This window comes from Streptomyces viridiviolaceus (genome assembly GCF_014650995.1).
GTDB lineage: Bacteria > Actinomycetota > Actinomycetes > Streptomycetales > Streptomycetaceae > Streptomyces > Streptomyces viridiviolaceus.
On the sequence record NZ_BMWA01000038.1, the window covers coordinates 44779 to 69792 of the forward strand.

A 25014-nucleotide genomic window follows, 5' to 3' on the forward strand; every position below is an offset into this window, starting at 1 on the left:
GCGAACAGCGCGACACGCTGCCGAGCAGCGAGAAGGCAGCGCTGGTCGGCCACATCGAAATGAGGGTGGCCTGCGCAGGCGGCACGAATTCGGGCGGCGGGGGCGCATGAATGGCTGGGACCGGTCCGTGTCGCACCGCGGCCAAGGGAGTACGGCGGTACTTGGGATGCACGGTCGGGGTTTGCGGCGAACCGGTCGGTCACGCCCGATCAGTGGATGCGCAATGCCCGCATCCTGTTGTAGAGCGTGGACCGGCTCATTCCGAGCGCGCGTGCAGCCTGTACTTTGTTGCCGCCGGCGGCGTCGATGGCGGCGACGATGATCTCCCGCTCCGCCTGCAGGAACGGCGAGGCCGGCGGAGCCGTGCCCCGATGCGAGACCGGGAGATCCGAGGGGATGATGTCGCCCGCCGAGCGGACCTCGGTCAGGGTCCGGACCACCCTGCGCAATTCGGAGAGATTGCCGGGCCATGGCTGGTCGGCCAGCACGTGCAGGGTCTCGGACGTGAGCCGGAGCCGCCCGGGCCCCTTGATGTCGGTGAGCATCTTCTGCGCCAGTGCCGGAATCTCGTGCCTGCGGCGCCGCAGAGGCACCAGGTCCTGGCGCGCGGCACACTCCGCCACGACAGGGGCGTGCACTCCGTCGAGATGGTCACCGGGGGACGAGGTCAGCACGACTGCTCGCCGCGCGACACGCAGGCATCGGGTCAACAGCATTCCCAGTTGCTCGGACAGGAGATGGAGGTTCTCGATGATGACTGCCGGCCCGTCCGTCTGCAGCAACGCCCCCACGGTCTTGGCCCAGGCCGGCTCGCCCTGCCCGAGGACGTCCGCGGCGTCGAGTGTGCGCGCACCGAAGCCGGCCGCCCGCCGTGCAGCAGTCGTACGGCCGCTGCCCGGTTCTCCGACGATCAGCAGTGGCCAAGCGGTCCCGGGGCCGGGTTCGTGGGGAGAGGTGTCCTGGTCCGGGACGATGTGGACCAGCACCCCTTCGGTTCCGTCTATCCGCCTGCAGCGCAGGCGGACCGTCCGACCGGAGCCCAGCGTGAGGCGCTGGACCGTTTCACCGGCGGAACTCGTCGTCTGGGCACGCGCTCGCACATTCTCGTGGTCGGCGGGCTGGAGCAGATCGAGCGCGGGGGGAGTGGACAGCACGAGTCCTTGACCGATGACCATGACCGCGCGCCCCCGGCGGCGTGCCGCCGTCTGGAAGGCGGCCACCAGCAGCCGTTGGACGTGGCTCGTATCACGCTGGAGCCGGTCTTCGATGTCCTGGACCACACGCCGCGCCAGGGGCCGCAGCAGTGGGTGCTCCTCCGGCGAGCGGCAACCGATGCTGAGGACGCCTTCGAGCCGACGCGTCACGGGATGGACGACGGGATGTCCGTAGCAGGTGAACGCGCTGAACGCCGGCAGGACGTGGTCGGACCCGCGTACGAGCACGTCCCGCCCGGTCGCCGCCGGGGTGCCCAGGGCGTTGGTGCCCAGCTGGTCCTCGCCGGCCCGGACACCCACAGTCATGCCGAGACCGGTTATCTCCTGGTGAACGGAGCGGTTCGCGTACCTGGCATCGACGATGCAGGCCGACGGATCGGCGAGGAAGAGCAGCGCCGGCGCTCCGTCGAGCTCTCGATTGACCTGTTCCAATACGGGACGTGCCGCACGGAGGAGGTGGCCGTCCGGGGCGACCGGAGCCGAAGCGAGGCCAGGTGCCGCGCCTTCGGCCAGTCCGTGTAATCGAGATCGCGTCCATGAAGACTCGATCTCGGGTTGCATCCGCCGCGCATAGGTGTACCGAGCATCGCGCACGCTGGTCCCCTCCACTCTCGGAGTTACAGGTCGTTGACGCGACAGGAACGAGTTGGAAATAAAATATACCATGTGGAGGCTGGTGGATGGCGGGCCGAAGCGCACCCTGTGCAGGAGCGGTCAGGCCGTCCCCGCCAGTTCGTCCCGGCGGACTCACGAACCAGGAGATGGACATGTCCTACGCCTTCGATCCCTACAGTGCACTTCCCCCCGTCCCCGGCTTCACGCTTCGCAGCGCCGACGTGGCAGACGGGGAACCGCTGGGCGTCGCCCAGCGCAGCGGGCTCTTCGGCGGGCCGGGCGAGGACCGCTCACCGCACCTCGCCTGGCAGGGCCATCCGGCCGAGACCCGGAGTTTCGCGGTGACCTGCTACGACCCCGACGCCCCGACGGTCAGCGGTTTCTGGCACTGGGCGGTTCACGGCATCCCCGCATCGGTGCATGAGCTTCCCGCGGGTGCTGGTGACCTCGGAGGCAAGAAACTTCCCGCCGGGGCCAAGATGCTGGCCAACGATGCCGGCCGGCGCGACTTTCTCGGTGCCGCGCCCCCGCCCGGTCACGGTCCGCACCGCTACATCTTCGTCGTGCACGCGCTGGACGTTCCCGCCCTCGACATCACACCGGAGGCGACCCCTGCCTGGCTCGGATTCCAGCTCTTCGGTCACACCCTGGCGCGGGCGACGCTCACACCGGTGTTCGCGACGCCGGCCTGAGCGCACCGGGGGCCTGGGCGGTCGCCCCGTCCAGTGCTCCCGGCCGAGGCACGAGTTGGTGACCGGGCGCGCCCCCCCCCCGACCGTGAACGGCCCTCCCGTTTCGCCGCGAACCCGCCCCGGCGTCGGTGGAATCAGGTCTCCTGACCGAGCCACAGACCGCGCTCCTCGAGAACCCCGATGAGCCGGTCGGCACCCGCCAGGATGTGATGTTCCATGAGTGAGCCGGCCCGGGCGGCCTGGTGCCGGCGCAGGGCGTCCAGCAGCAGGGGGTGCTCGGTGCAGGTGGCGGCGACCTGGCCGTCGATCGCGGCGTAGAAGCGGTTCGGCAGGTGCTTGACGACGGAGCCGAGCAGGAGGGCGAGGCGCCGTGAGTCCGCCGCCAGGTTGATCTCGCGGTGGAAGGCGTGGCCCCAGCTGCTGACGCGTTCCTCGGCGCCTGCCTCGACGGCCTCCTGGTATCCGTCGAGGAGGGCCTCGAGCCGGGTGATCTGCTCCGGCGTGATCTTCCGAGCGGCGCGTACGGCCAGGCGTGCGGACAACTGCGCCTGCGCCCAGAACAGATCACGTACGTCCTGCCGGGTGAACGTTGCGACCACGAAACCCTTGCGAGGGACGAGCCGGACCAGGCCCTCGCCGCGCAACGCGAGCAGGCCTTCGCGGACCGGTGTGCTGCTGACCCCGAGCGCCTCGGTGATGGGCTCGATGCGCAGGAACTCACCCGGCCGCACCTTTCCCGAGAAGATCAGCTCACGCACATGGCTCGCCACCTCTGCGGGGAGCGGCTGCCGGCCTGGGGCCCTGTCGGGGGTCGTGACCACATCGTTGGTTGCCATCAGTCGTTCCGCCTCCTGGAGTCCGCCGGAGCGTCCGTGAGCTGCCAACCACCCCTTGCTCACGCATAATATATTTTGTATGTTCTCCGGGTCTGGTACGGACTACGAAAGGATCCCTCATGGCCGGTCTCTACTTCGAGGAGTTCGAACCCGGTGCCGTCATCGAGCACGCCACTCGACGGACGGTCACCGAGACCGACAACGTCCTCTTCAGCACTCTCACGCTGAACCTGGCGCCCCTGCACCTGGACGCGGAGTACAGCAAGAACAGCATCCACGGCCAGCGCCTGGTGAACAGCCTGTTCATCCTGGGCCTGGTCTCCGGCATCACCGTCCCGGAGACGACCCAGGGCACCACGCTGGGCAACCTCGGCTTCCAGGAGATCAAGTTCCCCAAGCCGGTCTTCCACGGTGACACGATCCACGTCCGTACCGAGATCGTCGACAAGCGCGAGTCCAAGAGCCGCGACGACTCCGGGATCGTGACCTTCCGTCATCTCGGCATCAACCAGCGCGACGAGATCGTCTGTGACGCGCTCCGGGTCGGCCTGATGATGAAGCGCTCCGCCGCCGAGAAGGCTGACGCGGCGGCCTCCTGAGGACGCGGCTCGCAGAGAGGAGTCGGTATGCGAAACACGAGCCTGTTCGGCAGGCCGCGTACCCCCGTATGGGTTCCCGGCGAGGCCGAGCGCAAGCGCAGCCGCCTGCTCACGGCCATGCGGCGATGGGGATACGACACGCTGGAGGACCTGCACCGGGCATCCGTCGACGACCCCGAGTGGTTCTGGCGGGCCGTGGTGGAGGACCTGGAGATCACCTTCGCATCGCCGTTCGAGCGGGTCCTCGACGACAGTGGCGGCAAGCCGTTCCCGCGGTGGTTCGCCGGAGGCACCTTCAACGCGGCCGAGGTGTGCTCCCACCGTCATGCGGTCGGGCCGCTCGCGGGTAAGACCGCCGTGGTCTACGAAGGCGACGGCGGCCAGCGACGCACGCTGACCTACGCCCAACTCGACACCGAGGTACGACGCTTCGCGGCCAACCTCACACACCTCGGCGTCACCCGCGGGGACCGGGTCGTCCTCTTCCTCCCGGTCGTTCCCGAGGCCACGGTCGCCTTCCTGGCCTGCGCGATGATCGGTGCCATCTCGGTTCCCGCGTTCACGGGATACGGCGCCGAGGCGCTCGCGACCCGCCTGCGGGACTCCGAGGCGGTCGTGCTCGTCACCGCCGACGGGACCACCCGTCGGGGCAAGCGCGTGCCGCTCAAGCAGACCGCCGACGAAGCCCTGGCGTCCGCACCATCCGTCCGGCACGCCGTGGTGGTCCGCCACCTCGCCGACGGCGTCGACATGCGCGAGGGCCGGGACGTCTACTGGGACGAGCTGGAACGTCATCCGGCCCCGGTCGGCACGGTCGCCACCGACCCCAACGATCCGCTGACCATCGTCTACACCTCCGGCACCACCGGCGCGCCCAAGGGCATCGTCCATTCCCACGCGGGTCTGGCGGTGAAGGCGGCCGCGGACTTCGGCTACGGGTTCGACGTGCACAGTGAGGACGTCATCGCCTGGATCAGCGACATGGGCTGGCTGGTGGGCCCGCTGCTGATCATGGGCGGTCTGCAGCTGGGGGCCACGGTCGTCTTCACCGAGGGCGTGCCCGATCACCCCACGCCGAAGCGGCTGTGGGAGATCGTGGAGCGCAACGGCGTCACCGTGCAGGGGGTCGCCCCCACGGCCATCCGCGCGGTCATGGCCCGCAGCGACGGTACGTTCGGCGACCTCGGCAGCCTGCGCGCGTTCGTCTCCACCGGCGAGGCGTGGGACGAGCCGACCTGGCGCTGGCTGTTCGAGGCCGTCGGCGAAGGCCGGCGCCCGATCATCAACTACAGCGGCGGCACCGAGGTGGGCGGCGGTCTCCTCAACAGCTATCCGTTCCTGCCCATGGAGCCGGCGTCGTTCAACGGGCCACTGCTCGGCATCGACGTGGCGGTCCTGGACCAGGACGGCCGGCCTACCGTGGGCGAGATCGGCGAGCTGACGGTGCTCAACACCTTCCCCGGCATGACCCACGCCTTCTGGCAGGACCGCGAACGCTACCTGGAGACGTACTGGAACCGCTGGGACGGCGTCTGGGTCCACGGCGACCTCGCCGGCGTCGACGGCGACGGCACCTGGCGGATCCACGGCCGGTCCGACGACACCATCAAGGTGTCCGGCCGGCGGGTCGGTCCCGCCGAGATCGAGGCCTCCCTGCTGAAGGACCACAGGATCGTCGAGGCCGCCGTCATCGGCGTCCCCGACGAACAGCGCGGTCAGCGGGTGGTGGCCTTCGCCGTGCTGGGTGACGCCGACGTCGACCACGACGACCTGCTCACCACCGCGGTGCACAACGTCGGCCGCTCCTTCGCCCCGACGCTGCACGTCGTGACGACGCTGCCGAAGACCAAGAACGGCAAGATCATGCGCCGCGCCATCCGCGCCCGGTACCTCGGGGCTTCGCCGGGTGACATGTCGTCACTCGACCCCCTGACCCCCCTGACCGACATTCCCGTACTCGAGGGAGAACACTGATGGCCATGACCGAACTCAGCGATCTGGAGCTGATCCGCAAGACCGTCCGCGAGCTGGCGCGCAAGTTCGACTACGGGTACTGGCGCGAGAAGGACAAGAAGGGCGAGTACCCCTGGGAGTTCGTCAAGGCCTTCGCCGACGGCGGCTGGCTCGGTGCGATGATCCCCGAGGAGTACGGCGGCCTCGGCCTCGGCCTGACCGAGTCGGCCGTCATGATGACGGAGATCGCGCAGTCCGGCGCCGGTATGAGCGGCGGTTCGGCCATCCACTTCTACGTCTTTCCGCCGGCCCCGATCCTGCGGTACGGCTCCGAGGCCATGAAGGGCGAGTACCTGCCGAAGCTCGCCAAGGGCGAGCTCCTGATGGCGTTCGCCATCACCGAGCCCGACGCGGGTGTGGACACCTCCCGCATCCGCACACGCGCCGAGAAGATCGACGGCGGCTGGCGGATCAACGGCCAGAAGATCTTCATCACCAACGCGCAGAACGCCCACAAAATCCTGATCGTGGCCCGCACCTCGCCGCGTGACGAGAAGCGGCCGCTGGACGGGATGACCCTGTTCTTCACCGATCTCGACCGCACGAAGATCACCGTGCGTGAGATCGAGAAGCTCGGCCGCGCGGCCATCGACACCAACGAGCTGTTCATCGACAACCTGGAGGTCAGCGACGACGAGGTCGTCGGCGAGGTCGGCCAGGGTTTCCGCTACCTGATCGACGGCCTCAACCCGGAGCGCATCGTCGTGGGCATGGAGGGCGTCGGCCTCGGCCGGGCCGCGCTCGAGCTGGCGAGCAAGTACGCCAACGAGCGCGTCGTGTTCGACCGCCCCATCGGCAAGAACCAGGCCGTCGCCCACCCGCTGGCCGACTCCTGGATCCGGCTCGAGGCGGCCGAACTCGTCGCCATGAACGCCGCCAGGCTCTTCGACAACCGCCAGAACTGCGGGAAGGAGGCCGCCGCCGCGAAGTTTCTCGGTGCCGAGGCGGGCTTCCAGGCGTGCGACCGCGCGATGCAGACCCACGGTGGCTACGCGTACGCGAAGGAGTACCACGTCGAGCGGCTGTGGCGTGAGGTGCGCCTGCTTCCGAACGCCCCGTTCTCGCAGGAGATGGTCCTCAACTACATCTCCAGCAAGGCGCTCGGCCTGCCGCGGTCGTACTGACGGGATGCCGGGCCGTCCTCGAGGCGGCCCGGCCTCTTGCGGACAGCTGGGCATTTCACCTACGTGCGTACCCGGTCGGCACGCACGCGACAGGAGGAAAAGTGAGGACGACATGCGTGAGGCTGTGATCAGCCCGCTGGGCGGCGGTCCGGCCGTCGACGACAGGGGTGGCAGGACCGACGGTGGTCCGGCATGAGCGGGCCCCTGGCCGGAATCCGCGTCGTCGCCCTGGCGGGCATGGGCCCCGTTCCCTTCACGGGTATGCTCCTGGCCGACATGGGCGCGCACGTCGTACGGGTGACCCGGCCGGCCAACCGGTCCGCCCGCGCGCTCAGTCAGACCGACGGTCTGCATGAGGAGCACGACCTGGCCAACCGAGGTGTCGACACCGTAGCGGTCGACCTCAAGGACCCCGACGGCGTCGAGACGGTGCTCCGGCTCGTCGGCGCCGCGGATGTCTTCATAGAGGGCTACCGCCCCGGCGTGACCGAACGTCTGGGCCTCGGGCCGGACGTCGTGACCAGCCGCAACGCGGCCGTCGTCTACGCTCGCCTGACCGGCTACGGCCAGAGCGGGCCGCTGGCGAAGGTGGCCGGTCACGACATCAACTATGTCGCCCAGTCGGGCGCGCTCCATGCCATGGCCCGGCAGGGCGAGGCCCCCCGGCCGCCGATCAACCTGCTCGGCGACTACGCCGGCGGCGGGACCATGGCCGCGTACGGGATCGTCTGCGCACTCCTCGAGGCGCGCACGTCCGGGCGGGGACAGGTGCTGGACGCCGCGATGCTCGACGGCGTGGCGGTGCTGACCGCCAAGTTGCAGGGCCTGCGGGCGGCTGGTGTCTACAGCGACGACCCAGGAACCAACTTCCTCGACTCCGGCGCCCCGTTCTACGACACCTACCGGTGCGCGGACGGACGCCACATCGCGGTGGGGGCGCTGGAACCGGACTTCTACCGGGAGTTCACCTCGCGCCTCGGCGTGGACGTCAGCGACTGGCCGGAGCAGAACGACCGGAGCGGCTGGCCGAAGCTGCGCGAGCTCATCGCGTCGGCGTTCGCGTCGAGGACGCAGGCGGAGTGGGCGGAGATCTACGCGGGCACGGACGCCTGCGTCACGCCCGTCCTGTCGTTCGACGAGGCGGCCGACGACCCTCACAACGCCCAGCGCCAGGTCTTCCAGCGCGTCGGGGGGGTGCTTCACCCGTCGCCCGCACCGCGCTTCAGCCGCACGCCCGGGCGGACACCCGCGACGCCGAGCTCCGAGCACGTCGACGTGCGTCGGCTGATCGAGCTCTGGAACGCCGGATCAACCTGACAACTGCACGGAAAACCCACGAAGGGGTGGGCGCGGTGGCGCCCACCCCTCGGTGAAACGGGGCCTTTCGGCCCGAAGGTGCTACTGGAGGTTGTCCTTGAAGAAGGACGCCAGCTTCTCGAGCGCCTGGGCGACGTACTCCGGCTTGTCGTACAGGTCGTAGTGGCTCGCGCCCGGAACCACGAAGATGTCCTTCTTCTCGGAACGGGCTCGGTTGAAGAGCTCGAAGCCGTCCCGGTACGAGCCGAAGCCGCCCGGGACAGAGCCGACGATGATCTGCAGCGGCTGCGTCAGCAGGTGCTCCGCCAGGTGGAACGCGTCGAAGGCGAATGCCGCCTCGAGGCCGGAGAAGAGCAGCTTGTTCGGGGAACCCTCGTCCTGCCCTCGGGGCGTGCGGTAGTACTCGACGGCGTCGACGATGTCGACGTCGGTGATGCCGGCCTGCTCCCGCTCCTCGACAGAGTTGGGGATGTAGGTCGTGAGCATCGGCTCCGCGCCACGGGCCTCGGCCGTGCGCTGCTTGCCGATCGCCTCCAGCGCCGCGATCGCTGCACCAGGGGCGCCTTCACGCATGAGCCGGCCGTAGTTGGCGGCGACCACGGTGCCCAGCGCCTTGATCCGGTGGTCCGTCATCGTGGCGTTGACGGCGTAACCGCCGCCCCCGCAGATACCCACGACACCAATGCGGTCCTCGTCGACGTAGTCAAGCGTCACGAGGTAGTCCACGGCGCAGCGGAAGTCCTCCACGCGCGTGCCCGGGTCCTCCAGGAAGCGCGGTTCGCCGCCGCTCTCACCCTGGTGAGAGGCGTCGAACGCGAGGGTTATGTACCCCATCTCGGTCAGACCCTCGGCGTAGATGTTGCCGGAGGTCTGCCCCTTGCAGCTGCTGATGGGGTGCGCGGTGATGATCGCGGGGTACTTCTTCGTCGGGTCGAAGTCCTTCGGGAGTCGCAGATCGGCTGCGACGTCCCATGTGCGGTTCTTGAACCGTACCGATTCCACTCTTTGATCTCCGTATTTCTGATCTGCCGCAAAATGGCAGCAATGGGGGGAGGGGAGGATGTTGCGGATGTGATCGGCGGGATGTCCCGTCGGCCACGTCATCGAGATTCACACGGCTCACGAACCCGTGCAATGGGCCGCTTTCAGCCCATGACGCAGCTGTCCGGGGGCAGGTCTGGCCCCCTCACCTCGCTGGAGCTGCGGACAGCCGAGCGACACTGCGGATACGGAGGGCAACCAGGCCTCTGCGTAGAGTCTTGACAGTAAATATATTTCACATGATGCTTTGCTTCGTTCGTCGGCCCCTGCACCACGGAGACAGGCATGTCCAACTCGAAGACCGTCAGGCACGTCTGGGCACTCGACGCTCCCACGATCACCGTCGACAAGAGCATCCTGCTGCTCGGCAGCGGCGCGGAACAGGTGACGATACCGGCACCGTCGTTCCTGATCGAGCATGAGGAAGGACTGCTGCTGTTCGACTCCGGGCTCGCGTCCGAAGCCGCCGGGGACCCGGCCGCCGCGTACGGACCGCTGGCCACCATGTTCGACATCCGCTTCCCGGAGGAATGCCGCCTCGACCGGCAGCTCGAGATGCTCGGCTTCACCACGGGGGACGTGCGGCGCGTGGTGCTCTCGCATGCGCACTTCGACCACACCGGAGGGTTGCGGCATTTCCCGCACGCCGAGGGCTTCATCGGAGCCGGCGAACTGCGATACGCCCACAACGCCGACAGCCATACGGCGGGCTTCTTCCGGAACCAGGATCTGGAGGCGGCGGCGAGTATCCGTTGGAACGAGTTGCCGGCCGGCTACGACCACGACATGTTCGGCGACGGCAGTGTGTCCCTGCTTTCCTTGCCGGGACACACGCCTGGTTCCCTCGGCCTCCGGATCCGACTCGATGACCGGACGCTCGTGCTGACCGGTGACACGGCGCATGTGAGCGACAACATCGACAACACGGTGGGAATGCCGTTCGACGCCGACGTCCTGAACAAGCTCGATTCGCTGCGCAAGCTCAAACTGCTCAGGAGTCGGCCGGACACGACCGTGTGGGTCAATCACGACCCGCGGCACTGGGCAGAGATGCGCTCTGCAGGAAAAGAGATCGGGGCCGAGTCTCTGAAATCTCTCTAGACCGTTCCGCGTCCAGGGGCCAACTGAACGCTGATGAGTTCGAGGGTTCCTCGACGTGCGACAGGCGTCCGGGTCACAGGTGGCCCGGACGCCTGGCTATGCTCTCGACTCAGCTTTCGGACTCCTCGCCCGGAATGCGGATGAGCGCCACGGCCAGCAGGCTGACGATCGAGGCCACAGCCATGTAGGCCGCCACCGACACCGAGGTGTGTGTTGCCGCCAAGAGCGCGACCATGATGAACGGGGCCAGCCCGGCGCCGACGATGTTCGCGAGCTGGTTTCCGATCGCGGATCCGGAGTACCGCACGTTCGGCGGAAACGCTTCGGCGAAGAGCGCGGTGCCCGGGCCGAACATCGCTCCCACACCGAGTTGGCCCACGCACGCGGCGAGGAGGATCAACCCGAAGCTGCGTGTCTCCACCAGCGGGAACAGCGCGAAGGCCCAGGCGCCGGCGAATACGGCGCCCGCCGCGTAGACCTTCCGGCGACCCACGATGTCGGACAGCCATGCGAAGCCGACCGTGGCCACGGTGAACGGGACCATCGAGATCATGACCACGGTGAGCATCGCGTTCCGGGAGACATGCAGGTCGTGCGTCGCGTAGTGGAGCAGTCCCGTGACGATGACGTAGAAACTGATGCCGGCGGGGAGGAAGGTGAAGGCGACCAGCAGGACCTGCTTGGGGTGGCGCAGCACCTGTATCACGGATGATCGCGGCGCGGAGCGCTTCTTGTCCGCCATCTTCTCGTTGGCGTTGTGGAATTCCGGTGTGTCCTCGATGAAGCGGTGCACGAAGTAGGCCAGGGGGAACATCAGGACGCTGAGCAGGAACGGGATGCGCCATCCCCACGCCGAGAACTGGTCGCTGGTGGTGACGTTGCTCATGAGCAGGAAGACGAGCGTGCCGGCGACCATGCCGACGATCACGCCGAGCTGGGGAAGCGACCCGAAGAGGCCGCGGCGCTTTGGCGGCGCGCTCTCCAGCGCCAACAGGGTGGCGCCGCTGAAGTGGCCGCCCACCGAGATGCCCTGGGCCATCCGCAGGATCACCAGGAGGATCGGCGCGGTCACGCCGATGGCCGAGTACGTGGGCAGCAGGCCGATGAGCGTCGAGGACACCGCCATCAGCAGCATGGCCGCCAGCAGTGCCGGCTTGCGGCCGAACTTGTCACCGAAGTGACCGAAGATCGCCGCGCCGATCGGCCGGCCGGCGAAGCCGACCGCGAACGTGGCGAATGTGGCGAGAGTGCTCGAAAGCGAGTTCCCCGAGGGGAAGAAGAGGTCGTTGAGGACCAGCGAGGCGGCCGTACCATAGATCAGGAAGTCGTAGTACTCGATCGACTGGGCTGCAACGGAGGCGAAAAGAATGCGGCCTCCCCGGCGTTTCGCGATCGTCGGCTCGACGGCTGTTGAAGTGCTTCCCTGTGTGCTCATGTCTCTCCCGGTATGTGAAGCAGCGGTCAACCATGACCCGAATGCGAACCGATAATTCTTTCGCGGTTCAACGATTGAGCTTTTCGACGGCCTGAGACCCATGACAGCCCGGCAGATACCGGCGCTGTTACTGCCGCAGCCAGGGCTACTTGTCGCCCGGATGGCTGGACGTAGGTGATCCGTGACTGGAAGCGCGCACAGCGGAGACCGTGGGCGTTGGCGAGAACCTATAGCCGAGAAGCCCGGGACGTCCATATCCCGACGGCATCACTTTGACTTCGCACGGAAAGGGCTTCAATTCGTGTCCGTCGAATCGGTGATTCGGTCCAGTCGAATTGCTGTGCGGCGCTGCTGTCCGGGCAGGACAGCGACGCGCCGCCCCTCGAAGGGCGTCTCTTCGAGGGGCGGCGCGACGACGAACGGGTGGTGGACTCACGTACGTGGCAGGCCCACCGACTTGATCTCGACGAACGAGTCGAATCCTTCGAGACCGAGCTCGCGACCGATGCCACTGCACTTGTAGCCGCCGGACGGAGCCGACAGGCCGGCAGGATTGCCGTTGATCTCGACGGTCCCCGTCCGTATGCGGGTCGCCAGATCGAGCGCGTGCTCCACGTCGGCGGTGAATATCGATCCGTTGAGCCCGTACTCCGAATCGTTGGCCATGGCCACGGCCTCGTCCTCGTGATCGTACTCAAGGATCGAGAGCACCGGCCCGAAGATCTCCTCCTGGGCGATCCGCATCGAGGACTCGACCTTGCTGAACAACGTCGGCTCGACGAACCACCCGTTGGCCGGTCCTTCCGGCCGGCCGCCGCCGTAGGCCACCGTCGCGCCCGATGCCCGGCCGGAGCGGATGTACCCCTCGACGCGCTCGCGCTGCTGTGCCGTGACGAGCGGGCCGAACTCGGTTTCGGGATCGAACGGGTCGCCGACCGGCATGGCGGCCGTGAGCTCGACCAGTCCGTCGATCACGTCCTTCGCCCGGCGGCGCGACACCAGGACCCTGGTCTTGGCACTGCACACCTGGCCGGTGTTGCGGAAGGCGCCGACGCGCAGGGACTCGAGTGTCGCGTCGAGATCGGCGTCGTCGAGGACGATCGCCGCAGACTTCCCGCCGAGCTCGAGGGTCACACGGCGCACAGCCTGGCCGCACACCGCAGCGATGCGACGACCGGCTGCCGTCGATCCGGTGAACGAGACCTTGTCGACCCCCGGGTGACTCACCAGATACTCACTGACCTCACGATGGGCCGGTACGACACTGACGACGCCGTCAGGAATCCCGCTCCTGTCGATCAGCTCGGCCAAGAGATAGGCGTCGAGCGGGGTTTCGGGCGAGGGCTTGAGAACGACCGTGCAACCGGCCAGCAGGGCAGGCGCCAGCTTCATCATGGTGACGAGATGCGGCGCGTTCCAGGGCACCACGGCGGCCACCACTCCGACGGGCTCGCGAGTGACGCGGGCCCGGCCGGTCGCCGAGTCCCGCAGGGAATCGAATGGGTACTTGGGTGCCAGCTCGATCATCGTGTCCAGGATCAGCCGTGGGCGCAGCGCCTGAATCGCATGCGACTGCGTGATCGGACAGCCCATCTCCGCTGTGACGAGCTCGGCCATGACGCTCTCATGTTCCGCGAGCCGTGCGCTCAGCCCCCGCAGAGCCCCTATGCGCTCCTCCAGCTTCATGCGCGGCCACGGGCCCTGGTCGAAGGCTGTCCGTGCGGCCTCGACGGCGCGGTCGACATCGGCATGTGAGGCCGCGGGCACTCGAGCGATTTCTTCCTCGGTGGACGGGGAGACGACCGGGATCGTTTCCCCGTCCACCGACGGTGCCACCCATCGGCCGCCGATGTAGAGCTTGCCGTAATTGCCTTGCCACACCATCTGATCTCCCCAGCAGTCCGACGAACGCGAAACGTGTACGTGGGTTGGACGAATGATCCGATTCAGGGTGCTTCCTGCCGCTTCCCGTCATCCGACCGAGCCTAGCCCGCGTTACCGTCCGTTCCAATTTCAAAATGGTGAAGCGCCGATTCGAGGGGTGCGAATCGGCGCCAGGATGTCGGTCGACCGCTCGCTCCGCGGCGGCTACGCGTCCGTACTGATTCGACGCTGCAGAATCGCCGGTTCGAAAAATACCAGTTGGATGAGCTGAAACATGGCCTTAATCTGCGTGTCACTCTGAACCGTTGGCTCGGTAGTGATTTTGTGGGCCGACCTGCGCGCTCGACGACAAGGAGCGATCTATGCAAGGAATCACATTCCCGGGGGACCGTCGCGCAGTTTTGCAGGACTTCCCCGATCCCGAGCCGGGGCCGGGAGAAGTGGTCGTCCGTATGCGGGCCTCCGGAATGTGCGGCAGCGACCTCCACTTCTACCGTGGCACCGCTTCGTTCGGAGGGGGCAAGGACACCATCCAGGGGCACGAACCCTGCGGTGAGGTGCACGCGGTCGGTCCGGGGGTCACCGCGGACATGGCGTCCGTGGGTGACCGGGTGATGATTCACCACTACTGGGGCTGCGACGCCTGCGAACACTGCCGGTCCGGGTGGCCGCAGATGTGCGACAGGGAAAACGGGCACACGCTCAGCATCACTACGCACGGAGGGCACGCCCCCTACATGGTGGTACCGGCCAGAACACTCCTGCCGCTCCCCGACGCGCTCAGCTACAAGGCGGGCGCGGCCATCGGCTGCGGGACCGGAACGGCGTGGGGCGGCATCAAGCGCCTGGGCAACATAGGCGGCGCCACCCTGGTGGTCATGGGGCAGGGGCTGGTGGGCCTGTCCGGGACCATGTTCGCCTCGGCTCTCGGCGCCCGCGTTATCGCCGTGGACGTCAGGGACGCGAGGCTGGATCGCGCGCGCGAATTCGGCGCCAGTGAGGTCATCAATTCTGCCGAGGTGGATCTCACCGAGGCGATGGCCGACCTCACCGGAGGTCGAGGAGCGGAGGTGATCCTGGAGACGTCGGGTGTGGCCGGCGCCGACGCACTCAAGATTCTCGGCAAGTGGGGCCGCGCTTGCTTCATCGGGCTTCCCGGCGACGTGAGTTTCAGGACAGAGCAGCAGTACAAGAAGCAGTGGACGCTCATGACCTCGTGGACGATGTCCACGATCGAACAGGCCCGCTGCGCCAATTTCGTCGTTGCTCACCAGTTGCCGGTCGACCGCATCTTCACCCACAGCTGGTCGCTCGACCATGCGGTCGAGGCGTACCAGTGGTTCGACGAGCAGGCTGACGGCAAGGGTGTCTTCGAGTTCTGACGGGTCATCCCTCGAAGAGAACCCCCGGACCCCAAGCCCCTGGAAGGAATAGAGGACTTGGGGTCCGTAGCTTTCTGCCGCCTCGAGGGCGGGAGCGTGCCGTTGCTCCTACGCCTTCACTCGTTCGATCAGCGCGACCTTGACGTGGTCCGGGCGCTTCAGCGTCCCGTCGGGGACGAGCTCCACGACCGTCTTTACATTGAGGGCCGAACGGATGCGCTGTTCGAGCGTGGTCCGCAGTTCCTGCTGCTGTTCCTGGCTCATTCCCGCCGCGTGCTCCACGACCAGGGGGAGCGGACGCTGGGTCGAGTGTCCTTCGAAGTCCGCCCGGATACGCATTTCCCCAGTCGTCGAGGGTGCCAACTCGACGACGAGCTGCTTGATCGCCGACGGGAAGACGTTGATTCCGCGCACGATCAGCATGTCGTCCGTGCGGCCGATGCACCGGACTTTGTACCCGGTGCGACCGCATGAGCAGTCGGTTCCGGTCACCACGACATGGTCCCTGGTGCGGAAGCGCAGCAGCGGCGACGCCTGGCGGCGCAGTGCGGTGTAGACGAGTTCGCCCTGCGCGCCCTCGACCGGTGCGATCTGCTCGCCGGTCTCGGGGTTGATCAGCTCGGCGATCATGAGGTCGGGGGACAGGAAGTGCATTCCCTCACCCGCCTCGCACTCACCCCAGTAGGTGCAGGCGATGTCGGTCCCGCCGAGCATCTCCCGCGCGGTCGCACCCCACAGCGACTCGAGCTTCTCCCGCACGGCCGGCAGGCCGCCGCCGGGCTCGCCGCCGACACTGATGGCGCGGACACCGAGTTCGCCGGCGAGGCGGCCGACGATCCGCGGTGCCTGTTCGGCGAGGTGAGTGAGGAAGTACGGCGTGCCGATCAGCGCGTTCGGCCGCTGGTCCGCCTGCACACGCAGCAGCCGCTCCGCGCCCGCCTCCGCACCGATGGGAATATCGACGATGCCCATGTACTGCAGTATCTGGACGACTGGCAGTCCACCGACGAATCCCTTGCTCATGCCGAAGGCATGCAGCAGCCGGTCGCCCGGCCGGAAGCCGTTCGCGTAAAGCGCCCTGGCCCCCAGTTCGCACCAGGTGACGATGTCGTTCGCGGTCAGCGCCACGTACGACGGGCTTCCCGTGGTACCCGACGAAGCCTGAATCTGCACGATGGCGCTGTCGTCCACGGCGACATGAGCGCCCAGTGGCGGCGAACCGGCCAGACTGTCGCGGAGTTCCTGCTTCTCGGTGAAGGGGAGGCCGGCCAGATCGTCGACCGTCCTGATCTTCGTCACATCGACGTTGTGCTTGGAAAACTTCTCGCGGTAAAAGGCGCTGTTCGCCGCTAGATGAGCAATTTGTTCCCTCAAACGCTCATCCTGGACCGCCCGCGCCTCCGCGGAGGAAATGGTCTCGACCGGGCTCCAGTACTTCTCTGAGAACGGAGCAACTGCCATGACGCCTCCTTCTCGCCCCGGCGCTTCGATGGCCGCTGTGAGATCGAACTCATCGGAATACCTGTCAGGCGTCTAGGTAATCATTCGCACGTAGGCGTGCAGCTCACTGAGGAGCCTATGGATCATATATCTTATTCGTGAATCCATCCAGGGCAGCGGAGAGAATGCGAATGAGATCGTCTGCCTGCGAGGGGTGCCTGGGGCGATTTGATCCACTTTGCTCCAGACTGCCGAAGGCTACCGGGTTGGGCAGTCGCGAGCGTTCCGGAGCTTTGAAATATCATATATAGTCGTTGGGGCATGGCGCAGGGCATGCTTCCTTGATCCTGTCGCCGTCGCGCCCGCCGGGTCGTGCCCGGGCCCATGTCCTGCGCCGTGAACGACCTGCCCCTGTTGCGTCACCGGCACTTCGGCGCTCACCCATCAGCCGGTCGAAAGGATGATCATGTCCTCTGGAGAACTGCCCGCACGGAGGGGACTGCTGTCCGGCCTCAGGGTTGTCGAGCTCTCGAGCTATGTGGCCACCCCTCTGTGCGGGCTCGCGCTCGCGCAACTGGGCGCCGACGTCGTCCGGGTCGAACCCCTCGGCGGAGCGGCCGACCGCACACGCTGGCCGCTGGCCGATTCCGGTACCAGCTTGTACTGGTCGGGTCTCAACAAGGGCAAGCGCGCCGTGGCCGTCGACATGGAATCCGCAGCGGAGCGTCGACGGGTGGTGGACCTGATTCTGCAGGGCGGTCCGTGCGTGGTGGTGAGCAACAGCGACAGGTACCCGGAGTTCGGCTACGAGGCACTCAGTGTGCGCCGTTCCGACGTGATCCATGTCCTCCTGCAGGGGCGTGCCGACGGGGGCGCCGGCGTGGACTACACGGTCCAGGCCGCCACCGGGTTCCCCCTGATCACCGGAGCGCCCGGAACCGAGCCGGTGAACCACGTGCTGCCGGCCTGGGACATCGCAGCCGGTTTGTACCTCGCGATCGGACTGCTCGCCGCGGAGCGGGAGCGGCTCGTCACCGGGCGGGGCCGCGGGATACGAGTCGCCCTCGAGGACGTCGCCCTCGCCACGGCGGGCAACCTCGGCTACCTGGCCGAGGCGCAGGTCACGGATCACCAGCGCACGAAGTCCGGCAACGACGTCTTCGGCACCTACGGCCGTGACTTCGTGACTGCGGACGGCGTGCGGGTGATGGTGGTGGTTTTGACGAAGCGTCACTGGAGCAAGTTGCTGACCGCGACCGGTCTGACGGCCGCGTTCGAGGGCCTCGCCAACGCGCTGGACATCGATTTCTCCAGTGAGTCGGAGCGGTACGAGCACCGTGAACTGATCTCGACTCTGCTGGCGCGGTGGTTCAGCAGCACCCCGTTCGCCGTTGCGGCCGAGACCCTGGACAGCCACCGGATTCTGTGGGAACGCTACCGGAGTTTCGAGGAGCTCGGCCGTGACGGCGGCGCCGCTCTTCGCAAGGGTGATCTGTTCGACGTGGTCGACCAGCCCGGAGTCGGCCCGCACCTCGCCCCGAAGTCACCGATCGTCGTCGACGGCGAGCGCCTGGATCCCCTGCCTGCCCCCACGGTTGGTCAGCACAACGCGGAGCTTCTGCCGCCGGTGGAGTAGTGGCGGCGAGGCAGATGCCGCTGGGCCGTCACCGCTTCGGCGCGATCAGGGCCCAGCGGCGCGCTCAGGAGGCCGACTCCTGTCTGCTCCACAGCCCGCGCTCCTCGAGGATGTCGACCAGGTGGTCCGCGCCCTCGGCGATGTGCTGCTGCATGAGTGACCTCGCCTCGTGCGCCTTCCCCCGGCACAAGGCGTCGAGCAAGAGCGGATGTTCGTGCCGGGTCGCTGCGACGTGGCCCTCTATCGCGGCGTAGAAGCGATTGGGTACGCGCTGGACGACGGAGTTGAGCAGGAGGGTGAGGCGGTGTGAACCCGCCGCCAGGTTGATCTCGCGGTGAAAGGCGTGGCCCAGGTCGGCGATGCGCCCTTCGTCGCCGACGGAGATGGCCGTCTCGTGCTCTTCGAGGATGGTCTCGAGCCTGACGATCCGCTCGCCTGTGATCTTCGTGGCGGCACGAGCGGCCAGCTCGCCCGCCAGTCGCGCCTGGGTCCAGAACAGGTCACGGACGTCCTGCCGGGTGAAGGGGGCGACGACGAAGCCGCGACGGGGGACCAGTTGGACGAACCCCTCACTCCTCAGGGAGACCAGGCCCTCTCGAACCGGCGTGTTGCTCACGCCGACCGCCGCGGCTATGGGCTCGATGCGCAGAAACTCGCCCGGTCGCACCTGGCCTGAGATGATCAGCTCACGGACATGGCTCGCCACTTCTTCGGGAAGCCGTTTCCGCTTGCCGTCACGCGCTTGCATCGTGACCACGGTGTCGCTCATCGCCGTCTCCCACCTCCTCCGAGGTTGAAGCATAATATACGATCGATCGCCTTGGGCTGACTCGGGCGTGAGAGCGACGATCGGAAGTGGGAGAGCGACGACCGTCCGGACGGGCGACCGTCCGGACCGCCCCGTAGTCAGTCGTCGGATGCGGCGAGGATCCGCCGCGCGCGCTCCAGTACCGGCTTGTCGACCATCTGTCCGTCGACCACGGTGACCGAGTCACCGGCGTCTATCACCGCGCGGGCCCACCGCACTTCGCTCTCGGTGGGCGCGAAGTGCGTCGTCACGGTGGCGATCTGGGCCGGGTGGATGCACAGCTTTCCGGTGAAGCCGAGACGGCGGGAGTGCGCGATGTCCGCCGTGAGAGCCTCCGTGTCCTTCACGCTGGTGGTGACACCGTCGATCGGAGGGCACAGGCCGGCGGCCGCCGATGCCGAGACGAGCCTGGAGCGGGCGTAGGCGAGTGCCACGTGGTCGTCGTGGGCGACGCCGAGTTCGCCCGCGAGGTCGACGTTGCCGAAGGCCACTCTGACCATGCCGCCCATGGCACACAACTCTGTGGCTCTCTCCACGCCGGCTGCCGTCTCCACGAGCGGGATCAGAAGGCTTCTTCCGGCCGCGCGGCAAATGAGTTCCGCGAGCACGGAAGGGTCCTCGGATTTCGGCACCATGACGGGTGCGCCGTGGCGGTACGCCATCTCCAGGTCGGCGTCGTGCCACGCGGTGCCCGGCGGGTTGATCCTGATCACGGCGCTGTTGCCCGCGTCGAGCCAAGCAGCGGCGTTGTCGCGGGACCGGTCCTTGTCCTGAGCGGCGACGGCGTCCTCGAGGTCGATGATGATCGCCGCCGCGCCGGAGGAGGCGGCCTTGGCGAACCGGTCGGGCCGGTGCCCGGGGACGAACAGCAGACTGCGGGAGGTCTCGAGCCGACTCCTGGTGAGGGTCATGCGAAGCTCACCTCCGCCGTGGCGTGGCGGTCCTCGCGAGCTGTGGCGATGCGCAGTGCGGCGCTGCGGTCCGTCGGCGCTCCGCAGGCCAGTAGTTGCTCGCCTGCGAACGCGGGGCGGCGCAGCCGGTAGGAAACAGAACGTACAGGACGGGAAGGGGCGTTGCGACGCACCAGTTCGAGCATGGCGAGTACCAGGAGGGGGCCGTGGACGACGAGACCCGGATAACCCTCCTCGCCCCGGGTGTATGGAGCGTCGTAGTGGATACGGTGCGCGTTCGCGGTGAGGGCACTGAACCGGAACAGCATCGTCGGATCGGGCTGCAGCGGGAGCTGCCAGGCATCGTGGGAGCGCGGCACGGCGGAGGTGTCGAGATCCGTCGGATGCTGTCCGGCGCTTCGCCCCGACCGGTAGACGATGTCCTGTTCCTCGACCAGGCACGTACGGCCCTGCTGAAGGTATTCGCTGCGCACGGTGACGAAGAGGAGTTCGCCTGTCGAGCCCTGCTTGGTCGTCACGGTGCTCACGCTGCTGATGCGCTGGGCGCGCTCGCCGGCACGCAGCGGTTCGACGACCTCGCAGCGCCCGCCGGCGAACATGCGCTGCCGTTCGGGGATGGGCGGCAGAAAGTGGCCATGCCGAGGGTGTCCGTCGGCTCCGAGGTCCTGCTGCGCGGGCCACTGCAGGAAGTACAGCCAGTGCCACAGCGGGGGCAGAGGTTCGCCGTCCGCCGCGACCGGTTCCGGTTGGTCCAGCAGTGCCGACAGTGCGGCGACCGGCGCGGGGGACAGGACGTCGTCGTCGGTGACCGTCCCTGGGCTCCACGATTCCACGTACGGTCCGAGCCCGCTCTGGGCGATGTGCATGGCTTCTCCTCAACAACTGGCTCCGGATGCGGGCCGGGAGCGTCTGGCGGTCCGGCCGCCTCGCCGACTGCCCTGTGCTCCTGGGCCCGAGGGCCGCGAGACCGGCCGCAGGAGCCACCGGCTGCACGCTGCGACGCGGCGCGCCCTCCGGCCGTGCGCGAGAGGGGCCGGGCACTGCGCCGCCCATGGCGACCGGCTCATCATCATGCTTGCTGATGGGCCCCCATGGACAATAGAAAGGCGTGATGACGGCATGTTCCGATCGCATGGCAGCCCAGCGGGAGCATGGCCGGTGTCGCCGTTCCGCAGGCTGAAACGGCTTGTGAGCCCTTATAGGCTCTGGTGGGACGCCTTATCGGGCAGCTGCGCGGAGGGCCATCGTCCCTGACGTACGGCCGAGCGGACCCGGCGGGTCAGTTCTCTGGCCACGACCTCGGCGGCGGGTGTGACTCGTCCCGCCCGCGAGGTGCCGAGCACGATCGAGCGCCAGACCTCGGGCTCACACAGCGGCGCGGCACTCAGAGATCCGCCTGCGACGTCCTCGGCGATGCCGACACCGGGCAGGATCGTCCATCCGTGGCCGGCCAGTACGAGCTGTTTCTGGACATGCATCGAGTTGGTCTGGACGATCATGTTCATCTCCACCTTGGCCTGTGCCGCTGCCCTGTCGATCACCGCGCGCAGGCCATGGCCGGTCGCCGGCAACACCAGCGGATGCGACACGGCCTCCTCGAACGGGACGGGGTGCTCCGCCCGCAGTCCGGCGGACGGCGGCGCGACCGCCCAGAGCTTCTCCCGGACCAGCGGTTCGGCGTTGAGTGACGGGGTGCTGGCCAGGTTGTACAGGAGTGTCAGGTCCAGGTCGCCGTCGTCGAGCCACTGCTGCAGGTGGCCTGAGTACGCCGTGAGCAGCCGCAGTTCGATGCCGGGGTGGTCGCGGATGACGGCGGACGCGAGGGGTTCGGCCAGCAGGTTGCTGGCGCTGTCGAGCAGGCCGACCGTGACGATGCCGGAGACAACGCCCGGTGTCGGCTGGATCTCCGCGCGGGCCCGCTCGAGCTCGTTCAGGGCGCGCCGGGCGCGCTCCACCATGACCGTCCCGGCTGCTGTGGGCTGCATCCCCTGCCGGGTCCGCTCGAACAGGGCGACGCCCAGCTCCTGCTCCAGGGTGCGGATCTGCCGGGTGACAGCCGGCTGGACGAGGTGCAGGAGTTCCGCAGCTCGCGTGACACTGCCCGCTTCGGCCACGGTGACGAGTGCTCTGAGCTGTTTGATGTCCACCGTTCCTCCGCTCCATCCGCCCTGGGCATAGACCCATCATGAAATGGTATTTCACCTATGCCGTCATGAGTGTCCATTATGGCTCTGCTGCCGGGACGAGGGAGGTCCCCGGAATGCACCTCCCATGAGGTGCATCGGGCGGCTCGAGGGCGACCGCACACGTCCTCGGAGCCGGCGGGTCTCTTGTGTGACCCCTGTGGGAGATCCGCCGGCATGCCAAGCCCTCGGCGCAGCACAGCCCGCACGACACCAGGAGGCCACAGCATGACCGCACTCCCGCTCTCCGGCGTCACCGTCGTGAGCGTCGAGCAGGCCGTGGCGGCGCCGTTCGCCACCCGCCAGCTCGCGGATCTCGGTGCTCGTGTGATCAAGGTCGAGCGACCGGAGGGTGGCGACTTCGCTCGCCGTTACGACACCACCGTGCACGGCCAGTCCAGCTATTTCGTCTGGCTCAACCGGTCCAAGGAGTCCGTGACCCTCGACCTGAAGTCCCCCGCCGGACGGGAGGTGCTGGAGGAGTTGCTGGCCCGGGCGGACGTGTTCGTGCAGAACCTGGCTCCGGGCGCGGCGAACCGCCTGGGGATGGATGCCGCATCCCTGCAGCAACGGCATCTGTCACTGATCCCGTGCACCGTCTCCGGTTACGGCACCAGCGGTCCGTGGGCCGACCGCAAGGCATACGACCTGCTGGTGCAGTGCCAGACTGGTCTGGTCTCCCTGACGGGCACGCCGGAGGAGACCGCTCGGGTGGGCGTGTCGATCGCCGACATCGCCGCGGGTATGTACGCCTACTCCGGCATCCTGACCGCCCTGTACACGCGAGCGACCACAGGCGTCGCCCGGGCGGTGGAGGTGTCGCTCTTCGAAGCGCTGGCGGAGTGGATGAGCCAGCCCGCGTACTACACGCGCCACGGTGGCACCCAGCCCCCGCGGATCGGCACGCAACACGCCACCATCGCGCCGTACGGGGCCTACACAGCGGCCGACGGCAAGCAGGTGCTGTTCTCCATCCAGAACGAGCGGGAATGGACGGCGCTGTGCGAACGCTTCCTCGCGCGTCCCGAGCTGGCCGACGACCCGCGGTTCGCCACCGGACCGGACAGGGTCGCCCATCGGGACGAGCTGAACGCGATCATCACCGAGCGGTTCCGGCGGTCCGGCAGTGGTGAGGCGATGAAGCTGCTGGACGAGGCCGGGATCGCGAACGCCGGGGTCAACGACGTGCGGGAGTTCGTCCAGCACCCGGTCCTCGCCGGCCGGAACCGCTGGCATGAGGTGGGCATCCCCGGCGCAGTGGTGCCGGCTCTCCGGCCGCCCGCGGACCTGGCCGGAATCGAGACGCGCATGGACCCCGTGCCCGCCGTCGGCGAGCACACCGAGCGGGTCCTGGCCGAACTTGGACTTTCCGCAGCCCGGATCGAGGGACTGCGGGCCGACGGCGTCATCTGACAGCACGCTGCGGCACCGGAAGACGAGGAGTACACCGTGAGCACCCTGGACGCCCTCTCAGACGACGAGCAGTTCGTCGTGAAGACCGTGCGTGATTTTGTCGACAAGGAGGTGAAGCCCATCGTCCAGGAGCTGGAGCACTCCAACACCTACCCCGAGGCCCTGATCGAGCAGATGAAGAAGCTCGGCATCTACGGGCTCGCCATCCCCGAGGAGTACGGCGGCAACCCTGTCTCCATGCCCTGCTACGTCCTGGTCACCGAGGAACTCTCCCGCGGCTGGATGAGCCTGGCCGGAGCCATGGGCAGCCACACTGTCGTCGCCAAGCTGCTGGTGCACTTCGGCACCGAGGAGCAGAAGCGCCGCTATCTGCCCAAGATGGCCACCGGCAAGATGCGGGCCACCATGGCCCTCACCGAGCCGGGCGGCGGCTCCGACCTGCAGGCCATGCGCACCGTCGCCCGCAAGGACGACGACGGCTATGTCGTCAACGGCTCCAAGACCTGGATCACCAACTCCCGGCGCGCCGGGCTGATCGCCCTGATGTGCAAGACCGACCCCGATGCGACGCCGGGGCACAAGGGCATCTCGATCCTCCTCGTCGAGCACGGCCCGGGGCTGACCGTCTCCCGCGACCTGCCCAAGCTCGGCTACAAGGGCGTGGAAAGCTGTGAGTTGGCCTTCGACGACTACCGCGCGCCCGCCGACGCGGTGCTCGGCGGCGTCGAGGGCAAGGGATTCGCCCAGATGATGAAGGGCCTGGAGACCGGTCGTCTGCAGGTCGCCGCCCGCGCGCTCGGCGTGGGCCGCGCGGCGCTGGAGGACTCGCTCGCCTACGCGCAGGAGCGTGAGTCCTTCGGCAAGCCCATCTGGCAGCACCAGGCGATCGGCCACTACCTCGCCGACATGGCCACGTCGCTGACCGCGGCGCGCCAACTCACCCTGTATGCCGCCCGCGAGGCCGAGGCCGGCCGAAGGGTGGACATGGAGGCCGGGATGGCGAAGCTGTTCGCCTCCGAGACCGGCATGCAGATCGCGCTCAACGCCGTCCGCATCCATGGCGGTTACGGCTACTCCACCGAGTTCGACGTCGAGCGCTACTTCCGGGACGCCCCGCTGATGATCGTCGGCGAGGGGACCAATGAGATCCAGCGGAACGTGATCGCGAGCCAGCTCGTCAAGCGCGGCGGGATCGACGCGTAGCACACGCGCTGCAAGCACCGAAGCAAGTGGCCCGCCCGCGGGCTGTCGTTGAGAACAGGAAGCACCCTCATGGTGAACATCGTTGTATGCGTGAAGTACGTGCCCGACGCCACTGGCGACCGGCACTTCGCCGATGACCTGACCGTCGACCGTGACGACGTGGACGG

The 25014-nt window shown here is 67.8% G+C and carries 20 protein-coding genes and 1 pseudogene; 11 read left to right on the plus strand and 10 right to left on the minus strand.

Annotation, left to right across the window (positions count from 1 at the left end; translation table 11 throughout):
• Positions 1-209: 209 nt before the first annotated feature.
• Complete coding sequence (locus IE260_RS36915; RefSeq protein WP_189880094.1) at positions 210-1775, minus strand: helix-turn-helix domain-containing protein; 1566 nt, start codon at positions 1773-1775, stop codon at positions 210-212.
• Positions 1776-1981: 206 nt separating this feature from the next.
• Here IE260_RS36915 and IE260_RS36920 point away from each other — a divergent pair, with 206 nt between their 5' ends.
• Positions 1982-2521, plus strand: a complete 540-nt coding sequence (locus tag IE260_RS36920) for a YbhB/YbcL family Raf kinase inhibitor-like protein (protein WP_189880096.1) — start codon at positions 1982-1984, stop codon at positions 2519-2521.
• Between the two features lie 134 nt (positions 2522-2655).
• Here the strand turns inward: IE260_RS36920 and IE260_RS36925 are convergent, their stop codons facing one another.
• Positions 2656-3357 (minus strand): GntR family transcriptional regulator, encoded by a 702-nt coding sequence (locus IE260_RS36925; RefSeq protein WP_189880098.1) that lies wholly within the window; start codon positions 3355-3357, stop codon positions 2656-2658.
• A 119-nt stretch (positions 3358-3476) separates the two neighbouring features.
• Between IE260_RS36925 and IE260_RS36930 the strand changes: the two genes are divergently transcribed.
• The 4 genes from IE260_RS36930 to IE260_RS36945 all read left to right on the plus strand — a co-directional run bounded on the left by IE260_RS36930 (position 3477) and on the right by IE260_RS36945 (position 8410).
• Complete coding sequence (locus IE260_RS36930) at positions 3477-3956, plus strand: MaoC family dehydratase (RefSeq protein ID WP_189880099.1); 480 nt, start codon at positions 3477-3479, stop codon at positions 3954-3956.
• A 27-nt stretch (positions 3957-3983) separates the two neighbouring features.
• The gene (locus tag IE260_RS36935) at positions 3984-5930 is read left to right on the plus strand and encodes an AMP-binding protein (RefSeq protein ID WP_189880101.1); all 1947 of its coding nucleotides are present in this window, start codon (positions 3984-3986) and stop codon (positions 5928-5930) included.
• A gap of 5 nt (positions 5931-5935) precedes the next feature.
• The gene (locus tag IE260_RS36940) at positions 5936-7093 is read left to right on the plus strand and encodes an acyl-CoA dehydrogenase family protein (protein ID WP_229881684.1); all 1158 of its coding nucleotides are present in this window, start codon (positions 5936-5938) and stop codon (positions 7091-7093) included.
• Between the two features lie 192 nt (positions 7094-7285).
• Complete coding sequence (locus tag IE260_RS36945; RefSeq protein WP_189880106.1) at positions 7286-8410, plus strand: CaiB/BaiF CoA transferase family protein; 1125 nt, start codon at positions 7286-7288, stop codon at positions 8408-8410.
• A gap of 81 nt (positions 8411-8491) precedes the next feature.
• Here IE260_RS36945 and IE260_RS36950 read toward each other — a convergent pair whose 3' ends face one another.
• A complete protein-coding gene (locus tag IE260_RS36950; RefSeq protein WP_189880108.1) occupies positions 8492-9412 on the minus strand; it encodes an alpha/beta hydrolase in 921 nt (306 codons plus the stop codon).
• 324 nt (positions 9413-9736) lie between these two features.
• Here IE260_RS36950 and IE260_RS36955 point away from each other — a divergent pair, with 324 nt between their 5' ends.
• On the plus strand, positions 9737-10552 hold the full coding sequence (locus tag IE260_RS36955) for an N-acyl homoserine lactonase family protein (RefSeq protein WP_189880110.1): 816 nt from the start codon (positions 9737-9739) through the stop codon (positions 10550-10552).
• 109 nt (positions 10553-10661) lie between these two features.
• Here the strand turns inward: IE260_RS36955 and IE260_RS36960 are convergent, their stop codons facing one another.
• The gene (locus IE260_RS36960) at positions 10662-12089 is read right to left on the minus strand and encodes an MFS transporter (protein ID WP_189880112.1); all 1428 of its coding nucleotides are present in this window, start codon (positions 12087-12089) and stop codon (positions 10662-10664) included.
• A 330-nt stretch (positions 12090-12419) separates the two neighbouring features.
• Positions 12420-13871 carry an aldehyde dehydrogenase gene (locus tag IE260_RS36965; RefSeq protein WP_189880114.1) on the minus strand — a complete coding sequence of 484 codons (1452 nt, stop codon included), beginning with the start codon at positions 13869-13871 and terminating at the stop codon, positions 12420-12422.
• A gap of 362 nt (positions 13872-14233) precedes the next feature.
• On the opposite strand from IE260_RS36965, the gene IE260_RS36970 reads away from it, so the two are divergent.
• Positions 14234-15253: a zinc-dependent alcohol dehydrogenase family protein gene (locus IE260_RS36970; protein WP_189880116.1), complete on the plus strand. Its 1020-nt coding sequence runs from the start codon at positions 14234-14236 to the stop codon at positions 15251-15253.
• A 108-nt stretch (positions 15254-15361) separates the two neighbouring features.
• On the opposite strand, the gene IE260_RS36975 is transcribed toward IE260_RS36970, so the two are convergent.
• Positions 15362-16714 (minus strand): phenylacetate--CoA ligase family protein, encoded by a 1353-nt coding sequence (locus tag IE260_RS36975; RefSeq protein ID WP_189880117.1) that lies wholly within the window; start codon positions 16712-16714, stop codon positions 15362-15364.
• Positions 16715-17159: 445 nt separating this feature from the next.
• On the opposite strand from IE260_RS36975, the gene IE260_RS36980 reads away from it, so the two are divergent.
• Positions 17160-18329 carry a CoA transferase gene (locus tag IE260_RS36980; RefSeq protein WP_189880119.1) on the plus strand — a complete coding sequence of 390 codons (1170 nt, stop codon included), beginning with the start codon at positions 17160-17162 and terminating at the stop codon, positions 18327-18329.
• Positions 18330-18393: 64 nt separating this feature from the next.
• Here the strand turns inward: IE260_RS36980 and IE260_RS36985 are convergent, their stop codons facing one another.
• From IE260_RS36985 to IE260_RS37000, 4 genes are all read right to left on the minus strand, one after another.
• Complete coding sequence (locus tag IE260_RS36985) at positions 18394-19098, minus strand: GntR family transcriptional regulator (protein ID WP_189880121.1); 705 nt, start codon at positions 19096-19098, stop codon at positions 18394-18396.
• Positions 19099-19235: 137 nt separating this feature from the next.
• A complete protein-coding gene (locus IE260_RS36990; RefSeq protein ID WP_189880123.1) occupies positions 19236-20048 on the minus strand; it encodes an HpcH/HpaI aldolase/citrate lyase family protein in 813 nt (270 codons plus the stop codon).
• Complete coding sequence (locus tag IE260_RS36995; RefSeq protein ID WP_189880125.1) at positions 20045-20914, minus strand: HTD2 family dehydratase; 870 nt, start codon at positions 20912-20914, stop codon at positions 20045-20047. Before IE260_RS36995 ends, IE260_RS36990 begins: the two co-directional genes overlap by 4 nt.
• Before the next feature lie 330 nt (positions 20915-21244).
• Positions 21245-22195 carry a LysR family transcriptional regulator gene (locus IE260_RS37000; RefSeq protein ID WP_189880127.1) on the minus strand — a complete coding sequence of 317 codons (951 nt, stop codon included), beginning with the start codon at positions 22193-22195 and terminating at the stop codon, positions 21245-21247.
• 264 nt (positions 22196-22459) lie between these two features.
• Here IE260_RS37000 and IE260_RS37005 point away from each other — a divergent pair, with 264 nt between their 5' ends.
• From IE260_RS37005 to IE260_RS37015, 3 genes and pseudogenes are all read left to right on the plus strand, one after another.
• Positions 22460-23644 (plus strand): CaiB/BaiF CoA transferase family protein, encoded by a 1185-nt coding sequence (locus IE260_RS37005; RefSeq protein ID WP_189880129.1) that lies wholly within the window; start codon positions 22460-22462, stop codon positions 23642-23644.
• 36 nt (positions 23645-23680) lie between these two features.
• The gene (locus IE260_RS37010; RefSeq protein ID WP_189880130.1) at positions 23681-24847 is read left to right on the plus strand and encodes an acyl-CoA dehydrogenase family protein; all 1167 of its coding nucleotides are present in this window, start codon (positions 23681-23683) and stop codon (positions 24845-24847) included.
• Positions 24848-24916: 69 nt separating this feature from the next.
• A pseudogene (locus tag IE260_RS37015) lies at positions 24917-25014 on the plus strand (electron transfer flavoprotein subunit beta); the annotation flags it as partial.

Excerpts from the sequence above, each read along its gene's own strand:
- IE260_RS36955 (WP_189880110.1), top strand. The coding sequence starts at position 9,737 with ATGTCCAACTCGAAGACCGTCAGGCACGTCTGGGCACTCGACGCTCCC.
- IE260_RS36965 (WP_189880114.1), bottom strand. The coding sequence starts at position 13,871 with ATGGTGTGGCAAGGCAATTACGGCAAGCTCTACATCGGCGGCCGATGG.
- IE260_RS36960 (WP_189880112.1), bottom strand. The coding sequence starts at position 12,089 with ATGGGTCTCAGGCCGTCGAAAAGCTCAATCGTTGAACCGCGAAAGAAT.
- IE260_RS37005 (WP_189880129.1), top strand. The coding sequence starts at position 22,460 with ATGACCGCACTCCCGCTCTCCGGCGTCACCGTCGTGAGCGTCGAGCAG.
- IE260_RS36940 (WP_229881684.1), top strand. The coding sequence starts at position 5,936 with ATGACCGAACTCAGCGATCTGGAGCTGATCCGCAAGACCGTCCGCGAG.
- IE260_RS36985 (WP_189880121.1), bottom strand. The coding sequence starts at position 19,098 with ATGAGCGACACCGTGGTCACGATGCAAGCGCGTGACGGCAAGCGGAAA.
- IE260_RS36945 (WP_189880106.1), top strand. The coding sequence starts at position 7,286 with ATGAGCGGGCCCCTGGCCGGAATCCGCGTCGTCGCCCTGGCGGGCATG.
- IE260_RS36990 (WP_189880123.1), bottom strand. The coding sequence starts at position 20,048 with ATGACCCTCACCAGGAGTCGGCTCGAGACCTCCCGCAGTCTGCTGTTC.
- IE260_RS36920 (WP_189880096.1), top strand. The coding sequence starts at position 1,982 with ATGTCCTACGCCTTCGATCCCTACAGTGCACTTCCCCCCGTCCCCGGC.
- IE260_RS36975 (WP_189880117.1), bottom strand. The coding sequence starts at position 16,714 with ATGGCAGTTGCTCCGTTCTCAGAGAAGTACTGGAGCCCGGTCGAGACC.
- IE260_RS36935 (WP_189880101.1), top strand. The coding sequence starts at position 3,984 with ATGCGAAACACGAGCCTGTTCGGCAGGCCGCGTACCCCCGTATGGGTT.
- IE260_RS36980 (WP_189880119.1), top strand. The coding sequence starts at position 17,160 with ATGTCCTCTGGAGAACTGCCCGCACGGAGGGGACTGCTGTCCGGCCTC.
- IE260_RS36930 (WP_189880099.1), top strand. The coding sequence starts at position 3,477 with ATGGCCGGTCTCTACTTCGAGGAGTTCGAACCCGGTGCCGTCATCGAG.
- IE260_RS36925 (WP_189880098.1), bottom strand. The coding sequence starts at position 3,357 with ATGGCAACCAACGATGTGGTCACGACCCCCGACAGGGCCCCAGGCCGG.
- IE260_RS36970 (WP_189880116.1), top strand. The coding sequence starts at position 14,234 with ATGCAAGGAATCACATTCCCGGGGGACCGTCGCGCAGTTTTGCAGGAC.
- IE260_RS36915 (WP_189880094.1), bottom strand. The coding sequence starts at position 1,775 with ATGCAACCCGAGATCGAGTCTTCATGGACGCGATCTCGATTACACGGA.
- IE260_RS36995 (WP_189880125.1), bottom strand. The coding sequence starts at position 20,914 with ATGCACATCGCCCAGAGCGGGCTCGGACCGTACGTGGAATCGTGGAGC.